The sequence below is a fragment of the Pseudovibrio sp. Tun.PSC04-5.I4 genome (assembly GCF_900104145.1).
In the GTDB taxonomy this organism is placed as follows: Bacteria; Pseudomonadota; Alphaproteobacteria; order Rhizobiales; family Stappiaceae; genus Pseudovibrio.
In genome coordinates, this window is the sequence record NZ_FNLB01000006.1 from 898251 (window position 1) to 915326 (window position 17076).

The window sequence follows — 17076 nt, forward strand, 5'->3', positions numbered from 1 at the left end:
TCTTTTAGCGCGGATTCAGTACCAGCTGGTTGCCTTCTACGCGCCAGCTGGCAAAAGTATTGAGCGCACTCATTCCCAGCAGACTGGTGGAGAGCATGTCTTCCTGCGCCACAAAGGCGGGCAGGTCTTGCAGCTTCCAGGAGCCGAGCCGCATATCATCCAGCCGTACACGCGCCACAAACCCCATGCCGTTGGCTGTAGAGACCGGCGTGCTAAAAGTCAGGTCTGCAGGATCAAGCCCCACTCGTTTCGCATCTCGGTAAGACAGAGTAATATGTGAGGCGCCTGTATCAACCAGCATATCAACACCAACACCGTCAACCTGCACTTCAATGACAAATTGATTGCCGATGCCTCGGGAGATCAAGACCTCACCATCTGGTGATTGCGTGACAGAGCCGGGGAGGAGTTCAGACATCACCCGGTCGCGCACAGTCATCAGCTCATAGCGGAACGAATAGCCGATGATCAGGAGCAGGCCTAGTCCGCCCCAAAACATAACAGCGCTGAACACTTGTTTGAGTGCAGGACGGCGGATGAAAACGCCCATAGCAATCACAATACCCATCGCTGCAAGGGCTACAATGCGCGGTCCATCCTCCTGGAATTTATCACCCAGAAAATCAGGCGTGCCAAGATATCCGGTTGTTACACCAAGCATCATAGCTCCAATGAGAATGACAAAACCTATTGTCCAGCGCATAAAGTGCTCTCCTCATCCAAGGCGCAAAAGGCCACTTTTCGCGCGGGCAACGCAGCTAAAACGCTGTGCTGCACCTGTGTAGACATTTGGCTCCAGCCCGTAATTTCTTCCAGCGACCGCCAGCAACTCACACATATCCTCTGAGCGTCATCCAGCTTACATTGTTTTAAACAGGGGCTGACGGGTGGTTCTGGCTGACCTGACAAATTTACATCCTTGCAGTATCAAATACTATCTTAAATTGGATTATCTTGGAGCGGCCCTTGCTCCTGGAGTTGTAATCACGATCTTGGCTGTATCGCTCAAAAATCCGGTGAAGCTGCGGCCTGCATTGGTCAGTCGCCCGCCAATGCCTTGTTTGTTTTGCTGGCTTTGTCCCTGTTCCAACGCCTGTTGCAGCTGAGGTCCAAACTGGACGATTTGTGCAAACTTAATATGGTTAGAGCTATCCTGACTTTCAACGTCTGTCAGGTCAACAACGACAATGCCAAGATCTGAGAGGGTCCGGTCGTTTTCAATGCCGCCAACACGCTCTTTTCCACCCGCAAGGCGCCGGGAGATTCGAAGCGCACGATCATCTCGGGAGACAATGGCGAAAATTGGATTTGCGCGGTAGCCCAGACCTATAATTGATTTTTTGAAGACATCAATATCAATGTCTGGAGACGCCATCACCACGGTAATTTTCTTGTTCTTCAAAATACCGGTGCCCTTGTGCTCCATCTGGCGCAGAGTTTCCAAAAGCAGCGAATTGCCAAGAGAGTGAGCAACAACAGTAACCCGGGTCGCGTTGGACCGGGAAAGCGTCAGCAATGTTTCTTCCAGTGCATCCCGCGCAAGGGTCACGCTGTTGGTGTCATAAATGTAGTCAGTCAGATTACCCGCCGAAGCCCATGTAAACAAAACCGGCAGGCCTTTTTGCTTACTATCTGACGCTATCTGAGCGAGACGAAAAACACCCTCGGAAAATCGCGTGTTATAGCCATGAATGAACAGCATGGCATTGCGGTCTTTGGGGGATCGGCGTGCAAGCTCCTGATTGATCTCCTGCCTGAATGCAGTAGACCCATCGATGTAGCTGGCCTTTCGCACAACAAAGTCACTCTCAGGATTTCCAGGAGGAGGGGACGGCCATTCGATCAAACCCGGCTTATGAGAAGGAGGAATGGAAATTGTGGCAGCTCCAAAGTCAATTTCTTCAGATCTCTTTGATGTATACAGCGCGTGGGGGCTATCTGCACGAGCTCGAGTGGTCGCAATGAGAATACGTATCTCACTTGTCCCGGAGGCCTCTTGCAGCGAGACCTGAAGCGCATCTGGCCCAGGGCGAGACGCGCACCCGACCAGACCAAAACTGGCTAAGACAACAAAAACCAGTGCCTTCAATGTGGAATGCGATACGCGCAAAGTCAGCCCCATGTGTTCTCCAAATGCAAACGGATCTCGAAAGATAATGCAGCAGGTTTGTACGCAAACAATGAGAAGAGAATAAAGCTAAAATGCTAGTAAAGGGTTGCCGTATCAGGACTTGCAAAAAACATTGGCTCTAAAGGGCGAGCGCGCCCAACAAAAAGCCGATAGAGCCGACTTGTTGCGCACTGCCCAAAACATCACCGGTAATACCCTTGATCTTCTGCCATGCAACAGCAGAAAGACCCCACACTAAAACTGCACTGACCACACACCCCATAACCATTTGCCAAAATCCCAAAGCAGTCAGACTGAAGGCAATGAGAGGGAGCGCAAAGCAGGTAGCCCAATAGGCAGCGATGTTTTGCGGGGCCCCAAACCGGCTGGAAAGCCCGCCCTGATAGGCAGCAGGCATCAGATGCCAGACCCACACCATGCAAAGCCGTCCAGCAGTTTCTGCGGCAAGGAAACCAAACGCCGCGCCAACACCGCCAAACCGGTCCAGCAAGCTTGCCAGCAACACCCAACGCAAGCTGAGAGAGAGGATGAGCGCACTTGCGCCAAAAGCACCAATGCGGCTGTCCTTCATAATCTCAAGGCGCCGCTCGGCGGTGTGCCCACCAAAAAAACCGTCAAACACATCAGCAAAACCATCCTCGTGCAAACAGCCTTGCACGGCGGCAGATGTTGCCACAGCAAGCAATGCCACGACGGAGGAAGGCAAAGCTGAGGGCGACAGGGCAACAAGTACGAAGAGACTTGGCAGTGAAATGATCACGCCAGCCAAAGGAATGCTGCGAGCGCTCAGTCGAAAATCTGGAGCTTTGTCCAACTGGTCATCGCGCCCCATTTGAGGAAGAGGGATGCGTGAGAGAAAGCGAACCAATCCGGCAACCTCGGCAAGAATACCGGTTGGTTCTGGTGCAGAATCTTCGTGGCGATGAGCATCTAACATGGGAGAATCTCTGTCTGTCGAAATAGGCACTAAAAATATCTGAATCTAGTTAGAACAACAATTTGTAGTTTGCAAAATACACAAAACACAAACAGTTGATAAGTCGCATTTGTATTCTGCCTCCAGTTGCTTATAGATCAGCACGAACAAAAACCGCAAAAGCCACATTTGCGGATTAGAGCGGACTCCCGAAAAGGAGGATTGGTTTTTGGATTGGAGTACGCAGGATGAAATGCGTAATCGGCAAAAATTGGGACCTCGTTTTTGGATAGGAGTACGCGAGAAAACATAGTGAAAGCTGTTTGTTCTGATCAGATCAGGCACGGCAGCTTGTAGCCTTTTGGAGAAACGTATGTCTCTAGCCACGTCAGCCCTACCATTCGACGATATTAAAAATCTGGTGGGGGCAATGCCCGGCCCAAGTCTTGAAGCCGTTGAAGCTGTCAGAAAACGCGATGCGCAGCTCACCAAGCCACTCGGCTCCCTTGGTCGTTTGGAGGAGCTGGTGGAATGGCTCGCAGCTTGGCAAGGCATGCCAGTTCCAAAAGTAACCCGCCCACTGGTCGCAGTGTTTGCGGCAAACCACGGCGTGGCAGATAAAGGCGTGTCTACATTTCCCAAGGAAGTGACGGCACAGATGGTGTCCAACTTCTCTGCCGGTGGTGCAGCTATCAACCAACTTTGCATTGCTTACGACCTTGGTCTGAAGGTGTTTGAACTCGCTCTGGAACTGCCAACTCCGGATATTTCCGAGGAAGACGCTTTTGACGAGTCCGAATGTGCAGCAACCATGGCATTTGGCATGGAAGCCATTTCCGGGGGCACAGATCTGCTGTGCATCGGCGAAATGGGCATTGCCAATACTACCGTTGCGGCTGCGATCTTCTACGCATTGTTTGGTGGCACAGCAGAAGAGTGGGTTGGCCCGGGCACCGGTGTTGCAGGCGACGCGCTGAAGAACAAAATTGCTGTTGTCGAAAAAGCCGTGCAGCGTATCGGCGGTGCTGGCAAGCTGGAGCCACTGGAAATTCTGCGCCGCATCGGCGGTCGAGAATTTGCAGCAATGGCTGGTGTTATTCTGGCAGCACGCATGCAGCAGGTCCCTGTGGTTATCGATGGCTTCGTGACATCCGCCGCAGCCGCCATCCTGTACAAAATGGATAGCACTGCTTTGGACCATTGCGTCTTCTCTCATGCCTCAGCTGAACCAGCACACCGCAAGGCTGTTGCTGAAATGGGCGGCAAGCCAATTCTGGATCTGGGGATGCGCCTTGGTGAAGGCTCTGGCGCAGCCATAGCAGCCGGCATCATCAAAGCCGCTGCTGCAACCCACGCCGGCATGACAACCTTTGCAGAAGCAGCTGTTGAAGGTCAGACCTGATAAAAACATCATAGCCCCTCCGGTCGTGGAAGGGGATAAGTTACAGCGTATCCCCGAAAAGTGGACGCCGGTTTTCGGATTAGGATACGCGCAAAAAAAAGGTTGCCTGACAAGAATAAGCCGGGCAGCCTTTTTGCATTTTTACAAAACCACGCAAAAAATGCAGGGTCCTTGCAAACCAACGCAAACTTCAACGCAAGCGCTGTTTTGACGAAATCATTTAGTCAAGAAAGCGCCAGGTATCCGCCCCATCAAAATGACGTACACGGATTTCCGAGACATCTTTAGCTGGCACAATGCGTGTGTTCACAGCCATCGTTTCCCCATCCGGGTCTGTTGGCGCCCAGTGCGTGGTGTTTCCGCAGGTTTTACAGGTGTGGAACTCCAGCGACTTATCGCCCCAAACATAGGCGAAAGTGGCATCCGGATCTTTTTCAATAGTCACGTTCTTGGGTGAACCATGCGCCCATACAGTTCCAAAACGCCGGCAAACAGAGCAGTTACACTCAGTAAGCCATTCAGGTTCTTCACGATATTCAAATTTAACTGCGCCGCAATGGCAAGAACCACGAAGCATAAAAATCAGTCCCCCAAGTATATAAAGTAACCCGGAAAACTAGACGCTTACCCAGCGCGAAGCAAGGGCTCCCTACTTTTGCGAGTGCTGGTGCCTGGCGTTTCAATTGGGTCAATATGGCGGAGGACGCGCTTAGGCGGCAACGTAATGGTCGCTTGCGTACCCTCACGCAGCTTGGAGGTGAGCTTAAAACTACCTTCGTGCATATGGGCAAGAGCCTGCACAATGGAAAGGCCAAGGCCAGTGCCTTGCTCAGCATCTTGAATGGCTTGCGTACCCTGTCCAAAGGCTTGCAATACAATGGGAATCTCTTCCTCCGGAATGCCAGCACCATTATCGCTGACGCAGATATACTGGCCGCCTTTTGCATCAGTTCCAACATGAATGGAGATCTCACCGTCAAGCGGCGTAAACTTGATTGCGTTTGTCAGGAGGTTCAACACCATCTGCCGCAACGCTTTTTCATCCGCCCAGACTTTGCTCAAGCCCTTCTCATAGGCCTCGTGGATCTCGATGTTCTTGGTCGCAGCCCGCATGTGCATCATGTGTTTACATGCCGCCGCCACATCGCGCAGACAAACAGGCTCCTCTTGCAACTCATAACGACCCGCCTCAATGCGAGACAGATCAAGGATCTCGTTGATGAGATTGAGCAGATGTTGCCCGGACTGATTGATATCATTGGAATAATCCAGATAAACCTTGCTGGCCATCGGGCCGAGAACTTCGTCTTTCATCACCTCGGAGAATCCAAGAATGGCGTTCAATGGCGTGCGAAGTTCATGACTCATCGTTGCAAGAAAACGGGTTTTGGCAAGGTTGGCTTCCTCAGCCCGTCGCCGAGCTTCTTGAGAAATCGCGTTGACCTGTTCCATCTCCGAGATCAGGTGATCCTTCTCCGCTCGATATTCTAAAAGCGTCAAGGCTGAGCTGTGGAGCTGTTTGCTGAGGATGTAAAAGAAACCCTGAGCCCCAATGGCCATAAACCCCATAGCGTAATGGGGCATGCTGTCATATTGCCAGAAACTGAAGATAAGAGCGGCTGTTATCGGAAGCGTCGCGGCCAGAAGCGCGCCCGGCAGGGGAGAGGATAACATGGTCGCCATGGCGATAACGATAAGCATGGTCGCAAACTGAAAGACACCGAACCCGTAATCCGTATTGTATCGTAAGTTGCTGATGAAAAAGATCGCCCAGACAATGCCATAGAGCATGTCACCAGCAAACAACTCCCTACGAATAGAGCGCAGATTACCCTCAATGCTCAGACTGTATTCCATGCGTTTCGTGGAGAGGATAATCAAAGAGTGTGCGAGCAACATGGCAATGAGCCAGGCCCCAACCACTTCAAGCGGAAGCCAGACGCTTGAGATGGTTGCTATGACAATTGCAATCATCGGCATGGCATAAGCAACCGACAATCGATTCTTCACAAACATCAAAATAAGATCTGCTTCAAAGCTGGGGCGCACACCCTCCACAGTACCAAGACGTTCACGGGCGTCCTTTACGGTACGTGCAACTTCACGCCGACGATTTGCACGTGCGTGATTAATCGTTGTCTTGTCCTTACTACTCTGCGACGATCTTGTGTTCATGTTTTTCGGCCTCTATGTGCCAATAGATTGATGGGATACTTGCCCTTTTGACCAGAATGAACATGATCTCTTAAGATTGCTCTGATTCATAAGGTTAATTTTTAGTATACTAGCAATTGGAAACTGTATGATGTCGCCCCATTTTGGGACAGTTTCTCCATTAGGTTGTCGGGGCAACAGCTCATACTTGCAGGGAGGCACCATTGAAACTTTATAGCCATCGCAAGGCTCCTAACCCTTTTCGAGTGAATTTATTTCTCGCTGAAAAGGGAATTAAGGTTAACACATCTTATGTAGATTTCATGAATGGCGAATTGAAGGCGGAGGAGTTTAAAACGATTAATCCGTTTCAGCGATTGCCCGTTCTAGTCATGGATGGTGGGACTGTGATTGCGGAGTCCTCCGCAATCTGCTGGTATTTTGAAGAGATGAATCCGATTAAGCCTCTTCATGGGCAAACAGCCAAGGAACGGGCGCTTATTGAAATGTGGAACCGCCGTGCTGACATGGGCTTGCTCACCCACATCGCGCATATTTTCCGCCACACCAATCCTGCTATGGCACTATTGGAGCAACCACAAATAGCTGAATGGGGTGAAGCGAACCGGGCCAAAGCGGTCGAGACTCTCGGATACTTTGATGCTCAATTGGAAAAGAGCCAGTTTGTTGCTGGTGACCGTTTTTCTGTTGCTGACATCACAACTTACACAGCCATGAACTTTGGCCGCGTTATTAGGCTGCATGTGCCTGAGGAACTTGTTAATCTACGTAGATGGTTTGTACAAATGACAAAAAGACCGGGTGTTCAGGCAGCTCTTCAGATCATGAAAGAGACCTCCAGCGCCTGAAGGATCGTATTACAGCTTGCCGCGTATGTGTTGAAACTCCCATTCGGCAGGCCTTGCCCCATCAACCCAGACCCGTTGTTGTGCTTTCAGCAACGGCACGAATAGCTATTTGCGGCCAGGCACCTGGCACGCGCGTTCACGCCTCCGGCAAGCCCTTCACAGACCCCTCAGGGGATCGTTTGAGGGATTGGATGGGGATTGATGAAGACCTGTTCTATGATGCCTCCAAACTTGCAATTATTCCCATGGGCTTTTGTTTTCCGGGGCTGGATTCCAAAGGTGGAGATAAGCCACCGCGCACGGAATGCAAACGGACATGGCATACTGAGGTTTTCAGTTCTATGCTACAAATTGAAACGCTGTTGGCAATAGGCGGCTACGCACAGGCCTATCACATGCCTGAGTTGACCAAGCCTCGGCTTTGGGAAACAATCGCTGACTTTCGCAATATCTGGGACCAGACCTGCGAGCGCCATGCAAAGGGCGAAGGCCCAAGAGTTCTCCCGCTCCCTCATCCCTCCTGGCGCAACAATGGACACATAAAAAAGAATTCTTGGTTTGAGAACGAACTGCTCCCAATCCTGAAAGAAGAGGTTGATCGCTTAATATACTAAGCGATTGGAGATTCTGATTTTATCATTCCAGTATAATGGGATTAGATTTCTTCATTTGAGAGATGCTGGAGTGTGATTGGAACTTATTTTCAATAGGTTTACCCAGCGTAGAATGAAAACCTATAATATGGCAAATAACTTAGCATTTGGAGCTGGAATAGGTTTCCACCACGCCCTATGCTTTCTGCAATGATTTTGCGCCGACCATGATAACGGGCGGGAGTTAGGGGTATAATATGATCGATAGGATCGACCGACGCATTCTGTCCATTCTTCAAGAAGATAGCACCATTCCAGTTGCAGAAATTGGCCGCCGCGTTGGCCTGTCTACAACCCCTTGCTGGCGCCGTATTCAAAAAATGGAAGAAGATGGCGTTATAACACGCCGTGTTGCTGTGCTTGACCCAAAGAAGGTGAACGCCAAGGTCACCGCCTTTGTCGCGATCACCACGAGTCAACATACAGATGATTGGCTACGCAAGTTTGCCGACGTGATCAGTGACTTTCCCGAGGTGGTGGAATTCTACCGAATGGCAGGGCAGGTTGATTACCTGCTGCGTGTTGCCGTGCCGGATATCGATGCCTATGATGATTTCTATAAGAGATTGATTTCGAAGGTTCAAATTTCCGATGTCTCTACATCATTCGCTATGGAACAGATCAAATACACAACTCAGCTGCCGCTATCCTACATTATCGCGGAGAAGCCAAAGAACAATTTGTCCTAGCTCCTCATCGGGAAAACGTTATTTTGAAAAGCCCCAAGCTCCGCTGAGCTGGGGCTTTTTTTAGTCACATAATCGCTTACTTCTTATCAGCGTTGTTGAGGCGAGCGATGAGACTGGATGTATCCCAGCGGTTACCGCCCATACCCTGAACTTCGCTGTAGAACTGATCGACGAGCGCTGTCACAGGCAGGCGTGCACCAACTTCATCAGCAGCCTGAAGGCAGATCTTGAGATCCTTGCGCATCCAGTCCACCGCAAAGCCATGTTCAAATTGACCATCGCGCATGGTTTCCCAACGATTTTCCATCTGCCACGATTGAGCTGCACCACCACGAACTGCTGAAATGGCTTTCTCAACATCGAGACCAGATTTCTGCGCGAAATGAATCGCTTCAGAAAGCCCCTGAACCAAACCGGCAATACAAATCTGGTTCACCATTTTGGTCATTTGACCAGAGCCAGCAGGCCCCATCAGACCAGCAAACTTTGCAAAGCAATCGATGAATGGTTTTGCACGATCAAAGGCTGCTTCTTGCCCGCCAATCATCACAGTCAGAACTCCGTTCTCAGCGCCCGCCTGACCACCGGAAACGGGAGCGTCGAGGAAGGAGAAGCCACCAGCCGTTGCAGCTTCATCCAGCTCGCGAGCCACCTGCGCAGATGCTGTGGTGTGGTCCACAAAAATGGAGCCTGCCTTCATGCTCTGAAATGCACCGTGCTCACCAATGGTGATTGAGCGCAGGTCATCATCATTCCCGACACAAGCGAAAACAAGATCACAGCCCTCAGCCGCCGCAGAAGGCGTCAAAGCATGTGATCCACCATATCGCTGCACCCAAGCTTCGGCTTTTGCAGTAGTCCGGTTGTAAACCGTAACGTCATGTCCACCCTTCGTGGCAAGGTAACCCGCCATTGGATAACCCATAACGCCCAAACCAATAAACGCGACCTTCGCCATCGGAATTTCCTTCATTCATGAATCAAAGCGCACCAACCCTAACAGCTTCATTGTGAGTTGCCATGCGAAACAACGAGATTTACCTACGAAAAAAGCGCAGGTGTTTTGACCTGCGCTTTTGAGTTTTTTTGAAGAATAGATGCCTAGCGTTTCAGGTGCCGTGTCAGTCTTGCCTCGAAGCGGTCCCACACCCGGCGCAGGATCTCAACCATTACCAGATAGGCAATCGCCGCCCAGACATAAGCCTGAAAATCGTAGGTGCGAGAAAAAGCGCGCCGTGTTTCACCCATGAGATCGTAGATGGTGATGATCGCAACAATTGCGGAGCCTTTGATCATCAGGATGATCTCGTTGCCATAAGGACGCAGAGAGACGATCAGCGCTTGCGGCAGAATGATTTTCCAGAATGTGACCCATTTTGGCAATCCAAGAGCAGAAGCAGCTTCCCATTGGCCTTTGGCAACATTTTGAATAGATCCACGCAGGATCTCAACCTGATACGCAGCAGTGTTCAGCGTAAAGGCGAGCACTGCACAGTTCCACGCATCGCGAAAGAACCACCAGATATCAATGGATTGTAACTGATCCCGGAAGGTGCCGGCGCCGTAGTAAATCAGGAAGACCTGTGCCAGCAAGGGCGTGCCGCGGAAGAAGTAGACATACCCGTAGGCAATGCCACCAAGGATCCGGCTCTTACTCATCCGCATGAAAGTCATAGGGATAGAAAGCAATACACCCAGCAGTATGGACGTTCCAACAAGCTGCATCGTGATGATGAAGCCGGAAATAAACTTGCCGCCGTATTTGATAAGGAACTTAGCATTGTGGGTGATTGAGACAGGCAAAATCCCGCCATCTGCAAACACCAGCGCAACATGGTTGGAATTCAGCAAAAACCAGAGAATGCCCAGTCCACTAATGATCCAGAGCGTGAGCCACGTTGTGCCTGCAATACGGGCAACGGTCCAATCACGAGAGGTTGGCAACGGTGGGGGCGCCTTGGCTTCAAGAGCTTTGTCTTGAACGAAATGGGCCGGAGTGCCTATCGATGCATCGCTCATCTGGAAGTCTCCCCACGTTTCGCCCAAGTGTCGAGGCGATTAATGCCTGTTGAAGAGATGATGGCCAGCACGAGATAAATCCCGCAGGCGACTGAGAAGAACAGGAATGGTTCTTTTGTTGTGCGGGCAGCCATATTGGAATAGCGGATAATATCAGCCAAACCGATAATGGAAACCAGCGAGGTTTCCTTGAGCAGGATGAGCCAAAGGTTGCTCAGAGCTGGTAATGCAAGGCGCACCAGTTGAGGCAAAATAATCAATCGCATCGTCTGCACATATCCAAGGCCTAAGGCATTTGCGCCTTCATACTGACCTTTGTTGATTGCGCGAAATGCTGAAAGAAAGGCCTCGGAAGCGTAAGAAGAAAACACCAATGATAAGGCAACCATGCCAGCAATAAATGCATTCACTTCAAAATAGAATTCGCCAAACAGGGCCAGAAATTGTTGGATTAGGATCTGGCCACCGTAATACACAAGGAACAATGTCAAAAGCTCAGGGAGTCCTCTGAAGATCGTTGTGTAAACATTCGCTGCAGCACGTAAAGAAGGCTCCTCAGACTTCTTTGCAAGCGCAAGCAAAAACCCAAACAACAAACCAAACGGAAGGCTTGCAGCAGCCAGAGAAACAGTCATGATAACGCCGCGCGCTATCTCGTCTCCCCAACCCATGTCCCCAAAAGACAGAAGCGTCAAAATCTCATTCATTACGGGGATTACCCCTATTCTTTTTTAGAACGGCGGAAAACCAGTTTCCGCCGTAGGATTGTTCAACAGCCTAACGCTTATCACTCACCATAAGCGTCAAAGTCGAAATACTTATCGTTGATCTCTTTGTACTTTCCATTCTCACGCAAAGCAATAACCGCTTTGGAGAATAGATCAGCCAAGTCTTGTGCGCCCGTACGAACGCCGACACCAACGCCTTCACCATGTATCTCTGGAATAGGTGACATGGTACCCAATAGTTTACAGCAGGCACCTTCCTCTGAATTCAACCAATCAGAAAGAACTACTACGTCATCAACTGCAGCATCCAGTCTACCACTTTCCAAATCGAGTTTATATTCATCAGCAGTAGGGTAAAGTGATACTTCCGATTTAGTCAGAACGTCTTCTGCAAACACTGCGTGCGTTGCCCCCACCTGTGCGCCCACCAGCGCGCCAGCCATTCCTTCAACGGTGGCTTCCGTGAACTTGCTGTCTTTTGGTACCACCACGGCTGGAGGTGTCTGGTAGTACTTTGCAGAGAAATCAATGCGTTCCTTGCGCTCAGGTGTAATGGACATGGATGCCATGATGACTTCGTATTTGCCAGCGACCAGACCCGGGATCAGACCATCCCAATCAACCGGCAACCATTCACATTCAACCTTAGCTTCCGCGCACAATGCGTTGCCAAGTTCAATCTCAAACCCAGCCAGCTCACCATCAGCAGTGGTGTAAGCAAATGGAGGGTAAGAGGCTTCAGTGCCAATGCGAACTTTCGTCCATTCTTTTGCCTGAATCTGCGTTGACGCAAGAAGTGCGAGAGCTGCCACTGAGGCAAAGCGCATGAAACCCATTTGTATTCCCCTTTAGAATTCTTGGCAGGGAACGTGTTTTCTGACCCCCTGCACAGCCGCGCGCATAATTGAATAAATATTGTCATATATCAACTCAATTGATCGTGTGTTGGAGGTGAAATGCGCAATTTATTCCAATTTGCGAGAAGAGAGTTCTCACTTTGATCAATTTAGTGAGATTTCCTTCTCCAAAATGGTGGTCAACAAACAGGTAAAAATTCCCAATTTACGATTCTGGGACGAGTTTTGAGTGATTTATTCCCCGAAAGCATCCTGAGAGAAATATTTGTCGTTAATTTTTGTGTAGGTGCCGTTTTCGCGGATTGCGAGGATTGCCTGAGAGAACCTATCCGCCAGTTCTTCCTGCCCTTTACGCACACCGACGCCAATGCCCTGACCGTGAAGCTCTGTTTGAATTGGCAAAGTACCGATGATCTTACAGCAGGAACCTGCTTCTGAATTGATCCAACCTTCCAGAGCACCCAGATCGTCAATGACGGCGTCCAGACGGCCATTTTCCAGATCGAGCTTGTATTCCTCGGAGGTCGGGTAAAGGGAAATATTGGAGTCAGTGTAAATTTCTTCAGCAACAACAGAATGTGTGGTGCCGCCCTGTGCACCAATCAAACGCCCACTCAAAGCGGCGACAGTGACTTCAGTGATCTCTGATCCCTTAGGGACGACAATGGTTGATGGCGTGTTGTAGTAGCTGCGGGAGAAGGAAATCCGCTCTAGGCGCTCTTCGGTAATGGACATGCTTGCAATGATCGCATCGTATTTTCCAGCAACAAGGCCCGGAATCATACCATCCCATTCCTGCGTCCCCCATTCACACTCCACTTTCATCTGCGCACAAAGAGCATTGCCAATCTCCACGTCGAAGCCAACCAAAACACCATCAGCGCCAGTGTAGTTAAAGGGAGGGTAGGCGCCTTCGGTGGCAACACGCAGCTTTGTGGCATCGCCAGCTTGGCTTGCTGAAACGGCAGAAATACTCAAAATGGCGGCAAGAGCCAAACGGGTGAAAGACATGCGTGCATCCTTGTTCTTAATTGGCAAAGTGGCGATCTGGAGGTTGCGCTTTGCATCTGTTGTCGGAAACACTAATAAAAATTATTGAGAGATCAACCGAAATAACGGTGACCCATGAAGGAAAATGCACTGTTCGCCGTTACTGTGAAGTGATATCCGCGATAATAACGGATACTGTGGAAAAAAATTCCCCTAGAGCGATAGTTACCGGTGAATTCTCACTTTTGATCAGGTGCAAAGAACGACTATGGAGATCCAGCTGTGAATCACCGGCTCACGCCATTTTGGCGGAGATGTGGCCTCCAATTTACCAAACTGGAAAGTTGACCTAGCATTCTGTCGGGGCAAAAAAATACCCCCGGACAGCAAAGCCACCCGAGGGTATAAAAATCAGTTCACTTTCAGCTACTTAAGCTGGAAGCATAGGATCTCTTATTCGCCGCCGTACACGTCGAACTTGAAGTACTTGTCGTTGATTTCTTTGTATTTGCCGTTTGCACGCAAAGCGGAGATGCCCTTGGTGAACATAGCTGCAAGCTCTTCATCGCCCTTACGAACGCCAATGCCTGCACCCTTGCCGTGGATTGCCTCAACAGACTCCATTGTGCCAAGGATCTTACAGCATGAACCCTGATCAGAACCGATCCACTGCTCAAGTGCCATCACATCATCAACAACAGCGTCTACACGGCCATTTTCAAGGTCCAGCTTGTACTCTTCTGCTGTTGGGTAAAGAGCAACGTCAGACCCGTTCAGGACTTCTTCAGCGAACTGAGAGTGAGTGGTGCTGCCCTGTGCGCCAAGACGAATACCTTTAAGGCCTTCTGGAGTTGCAGAAGCCAACTCGGAATCTTTGCGAACAGCGATTGCTGGTGGTGTGTTGTAGTACTTAGCAGAGAAGGCGATCTTTTCCATACGCTCTGGAGTAATGGACATGGATGCAAGGATCGTGTCGTACTTGCCAGCCACCAGACCTGGGATAATGCCATCCCAATCCTGAGTAACCCATGTACATTCAAGTTTCAGCTCGTCACAAAGAGCGTTACCAATTTCCACGTCAAAGCCGGTCAGAGTCCCGTCAGCGGTTGTGAAGTTGAACGGAGGGTAGGCGCCTTCGGTGCCCATACGAACCTTTGTCCAATCTTTCGCTTCCGCGCCAGAAACTGCTGCCAACGCAATTGCTGCTACTGCTGCCAAACGCATAATACGCATAGTATGTCCCCGAATTAATTATCTTGGCAGGGCTTCTTAAGGTAGGCGCCTGCATAACCGAGGCTTATGTTTCACTAAAAATATCCGTAGATCAACCTAGTTAGCAGGCATATTAGGCTAATTAATAGCAAACTGACGATGAAGCAGGGCAAGATCTTGCAATATTTCGCATGTTTTGGGGTGAAACTGTTAAATTCACAACTTGAGATCTAAACGTGGAAAAGACTCGCGCATGAGTCCAAAAAGCGCGAGTCCAAGAAATTAGTTGAGGCCAATTTCGTCGAAGCTGATGAAAGGCAGCAGGTCGCCTTTTTCAATAACTGTGACATCCTCAGTCAGTTCAATAAAGCCGTCGGCGAACGTGAGAGAAGACAAAAGCGCAGATCCATCACTGTGGTATTTGCTGAGTGAAACGTGTCCATCGGCAAAAATACGTCTCCCACGTAGGAACTCACGGCGTCCTTGTTTTCTGTTTTTTATCTCAAAACCAGCAGGGATGAACTGGCGTTGTGCAGGTTTGAACTCTGATCCCGCCAAAGCCTCAATAAGCGGACGGGCAAGGAATGCAAAGGCCACGGTTGCGGCAACTGGGTTGCCCGGCAAACCAATAAACACACAGCTTGGTAGCTCCCCAACCATAAACGGACGCCCCGGCTTAACAGCCAAATGCCAGAATGTTGTTTTGCCAAGCTTCGCCAGCGTCGCTGAGACAAAATCTTTATCACCACCACCAGCACCGCCAGATGTTAAAATAACATCACACTGCTTAGAAGCACGATCTAAGGCGTCTTCAACAACATCACGTTTATCCGCCAATATGCCGAGATCAATCAGATCCACCGGTAAATTAGCAAGCATGCCCCGCAAAAGAAAATGGTTGGCATCAAAAATCTGTCCGTCTTGTCGCTCTGTTCCAGGGCGGAGCAACTCGTTTCCAGTTGAAAAAACACCGATTTTGAGTGGCTTGTAGGTCTTGATTGCTCCAAGTCCAATGGACGCGATTGCAGCAACATCCTGCGGACGAAGAGTGGTACCGGCAGCAACGATTGGTGTGCCCTTGGTCTGATCCTCGCCTTTGCGGCGAATATTACAGCCTGAGGAGTAGCTTTTGGAAAGCGTAACACGCCGTTTACCTTCGCCAGCCTCCTCTATGCAGTCCTCTTGTGGAACCACAAAATCAGCCCCTACCGGAGTTGGAGCTCCAGTGAAAATACGAGCCGCTTCGCCCGGCTTCAACGCGCGCTCCGGTACAGACCCTGCAAAGATTTCCATCACAACCGGAAAGGTGGCCTCAGTATCTTCAGCAGAGCGGGGATAAACAGCATATCCATCCATAGCAGAGTTATCGAGCGGCGGGAGATCTCCTGTGGCAATGACATCCTTTGCGAGGACACGGCCATAAGCCTCATAAAGCGAGATCTCCTCAGTGCCAACTTTACAGGCAGCAAGTCCGCGAAGATGGCAAAGAGCTTCGTCAAAAGTAAGAAGAGGAGTTTTCGGGGTCATGCTCATTCCAGAACGGCAAGGGGGTCTACTGTCTTTATTCACTAAGATGGTCAAAGAGGATTTGGGAAAAATCAAAGATCTCACAGTCACCTAGCGTTTTCCCAAACGACTGTAAAGAAATCTAGGAAATGTGTGCAAGGGCCACCGGAATATCCTCAGGGCTGTTTATGTTAAAGAACGGATCAAGCCCACCTTGGACCTCAAATTCGATAATCTTTGGCGGGTAACTTTCAAAAAAACCGCGAAGGCTGCGACCTCCATCAAGAAGATAAGTCTTCAACGGATCAGCCAGAGCAACAGGCCACAGCCCGAATGTGTAGTGATCTCGCCCTGCGCTGGAACAAATGACCGGGTTAGGCAAGGCATCCTCAGCGTGTGCTTTGAGTGTGCCTGCAAGATCTTCAGGGAAAAACGGCGTATCCACTGCTGCTGTCATCACCCAGTGAGCGTCTTTCTCATTCTCCTGTGCCCAACAAAGAGCTGAATGAACGCCAGCTAATGGGCCAAGATGCCCACTCAGTTTGTCGGCAAGTAACGGAAGTTGAAGGCCCTCATGAAGGTCTCCAGGTTCATTCACACTCACGACGATCTGATGCAACTGGCTTTGAAGTCGAGTTACAACACGTTCCAGCAACGCGCTGCCCTCAAGCTCGATCAGCGCTTTGTCAGCGCCGCCCATGCGTCGCGATTTCCCACCGCAAAGAATGCAGCCAATAATGTCAGAGGTATCAGCGCTCATCATCAAGTATCTACCTGCAAAATCAAAACGAGTTTGGCGAGTTTTACTGGAATATGAGGAGGAGCGATAGAACAGTGTTGCAACTGCAACCCGCTTATTGGGGAGGAAAAACCAAGCACTAGAATCAAGCACACTCCCAAAGGCAATGGGGAGGAGAATTGCCTTTGGGAGTGCTTGGGAAAGGTGGCCA

17 protein-coding genes are annotated in these 17076 nt (G+C 50.1%); 4 read left to right on the plus strand and 13 right to left on the minus strand.

What is annotated here, in order from left to right; all coding sequences use genetic code 11:
* Positions 1-4 precede the first annotated feature (4 nt).
* The 3 genes from BLS62_RS09170 to BLS62_RS09185 all read right to left on the minus strand — a co-directional run bounded on the left by BLS62_RS09170 (position 5) and on the right by BLS62_RS09185 (position 3068).
* Positions 5-703, minus strand: a complete 699-nt coding sequence (locus tag BLS62_RS09170; RefSeq protein ID WP_093179683.1) for a retropepsin-like aspartic protease family protein — start codon at positions 701-703, stop codon at positions 5-7.
* A gap of 246 nt (positions 704-949) precedes the next feature.
* Positions 950-2122: an alpha/beta hydrolase gene (locus tag BLS62_RS09180; protein WP_093179689.1), complete on the minus strand. Its 1173-nt coding sequence runs from the start codon at positions 2120-2122 to the stop codon at positions 950-952.
* A 127-nt stretch (positions 2123-2249) separates the two neighbouring features.
* Complete coding sequence (locus BLS62_RS09185) at positions 2250-3068, minus strand: adenosylcobinamide-GDP ribazoletransferase (RefSeq protein WP_093179691.1); 819 nt, start codon at positions 3066-3068, stop codon at positions 2250-2252.
* Positions 3069-3420: 352 nt separating this feature from the next.
* On the opposite strand from BLS62_RS09185, the gene cobT reads away from it, so the two are divergent.
* The gene (gene cobT, locus BLS62_RS09190; protein WP_093179693.1) at positions 3421-4449 is read left to right on the plus strand and encodes a nicotinate-nucleotide--dimethylbenzimidazole phosphoribosyltransferase; all 1029 of its coding nucleotides are present in this window, start codon (positions 3421-3423) and stop codon (positions 4447-4449) included.
* Between the two features lie 220 nt (positions 4450-4669).
* On the opposite strand, the gene BLS62_RS31660 is transcribed toward cobT, so the two are convergent.
* Both BLS62_RS31660 and BLS62_RS09200 read right to left on the minus strand, forming a co-directional pair.
* Positions 4670-5026, minus strand: a complete 357-nt coding sequence (locus BLS62_RS31660) for a GFA family protein (protein ID WP_208990772.1) — start codon at positions 5024-5026, stop codon at positions 4670-4672.
* A 47-nt stretch (positions 5027-5073) separates the two neighbouring features.
* Positions 5074-6624: a sensor histidine kinase gene (locus BLS62_RS09200; protein ID WP_208990773.1), complete on the minus strand. Its 1551-nt coding sequence runs from the start codon at positions 6622-6624 to the stop codon at positions 5074-5076.
* A gap of 203 nt (positions 6625-6827) precedes the next feature.
* On the opposite strand from BLS62_RS09200, the gene BLS62_RS09205 reads away from it, so the two are divergent.
* From BLS62_RS09205 to BLS62_RS09215, 3 genes are all read left to right on the plus strand, one after another.
* Positions 6828-7472 carry a glutathione S-transferase family protein gene (locus tag BLS62_RS09205; protein ID WP_093179695.1) on the plus strand — a complete coding sequence of 215 codons (645 nt, stop codon included), beginning with the start codon at positions 6828-6830 and terminating at the stop codon, positions 7470-7472.
* A complete protein-coding gene (locus BLS62_RS09210) occupies positions 7397-8086 on the plus strand; it encodes a uracil-DNA glycosylase family protein (RefSeq protein ID WP_208990774.1) in 690 nt (229 codons plus the stop codon). The genes BLS62_RS09205 and BLS62_RS09210 overlap by 76 nt, the downstream gene beginning before the upstream one ends.
* Positions 8087-8325: 239 nt before the next feature.
* Entirely contained in the window at positions 8326-8814 is a 489-nt protein-coding gene (locus BLS62_RS09215) for an Lrp/AsnC family transcriptional regulator (protein WP_208991138.1), read from the plus strand.
* A gap of 76 nt (positions 8815-8890) precedes the next feature.
* Here BLS62_RS09215 and BLS62_RS09220 read toward each other — a convergent pair whose 3' ends face one another.
* The 8 genes from BLS62_RS09220 to mobA all read right to left on the minus strand — a co-directional run bounded on the left by BLS62_RS09220 (position 8891) and on the right by mobA (position 17018).
* Positions 8891-9772: an NAD(P)-dependent oxidoreductase gene (locus BLS62_RS09220; protein ID WP_093179701.1), complete on the minus strand. Its 882-nt coding sequence runs from the start codon at positions 9770-9772 to the stop codon at positions 8891-8893.
* A gap of 143 nt (positions 9773-9915) precedes the next feature.
* Positions 9916-10833, minus strand: coding sequence for an ABC transporter permease (locus tag BLS62_RS09225; protein WP_093179704.1), 918 nt, complete (start codon positions 10831-10833; stop codon positions 9916-9918).
* On the minus strand, positions 10830-11540 hold the full coding sequence (locus tag BLS62_RS09230) for an ABC transporter permease (RefSeq protein WP_093179707.1): 711 nt from the start codon (positions 11538-11540) through the stop codon (positions 10830-10832). Before BLS62_RS09230 ends, BLS62_RS09225 begins: the two co-directional genes overlap by 4 nt.
* Before the next feature lie 80 nt (positions 11541-11620).
* Entirely contained in the window at positions 11621-12397 is a 777-nt protein-coding gene (locus BLS62_RS09235; protein ID WP_093179709.1) for a transporter substrate-binding domain-containing protein, read from the minus strand.
* 255 nt (positions 12398-12652) lie between these two features.
* Complete coding sequence (locus BLS62_RS09240) at positions 12653-13429, minus strand: transporter substrate-binding domain-containing protein (RefSeq protein WP_093188679.1); 777 nt, start codon at positions 13427-13429, stop codon at positions 12653-12655.
* Between the two features lie 432 nt (positions 13430-13861).
* Entirely contained in the window at positions 13862-14641 is a 780-nt protein-coding gene (locus BLS62_RS09245; protein ID WP_093179712.1) for a transporter substrate-binding domain-containing protein, read from the minus strand.
* 261 nt (positions 14642-14902) lie between these two features.
* Positions 14903-16147 (minus strand): molybdopterin molybdotransferase MoeA, encoded by a 1245-nt coding sequence (glp, locus tag BLS62_RS09250; RefSeq protein ID WP_093179715.1) that lies wholly within the window; start codon positions 16145-16147, stop codon positions 14903-14905.
* Positions 16148-16268: 121 nt separating this feature from the next.
* Positions 16269-17018, minus strand: a complete 750-nt coding sequence (gene mobA, locus BLS62_RS09255; protein ID WP_208990775.1) for a molybdenum cofactor guanylyltransferase MobA — start codon at positions 17016-17018, stop codon at positions 16269-16271.
* Positions 17019-17076 lie beyond the last annotated feature (58 nt).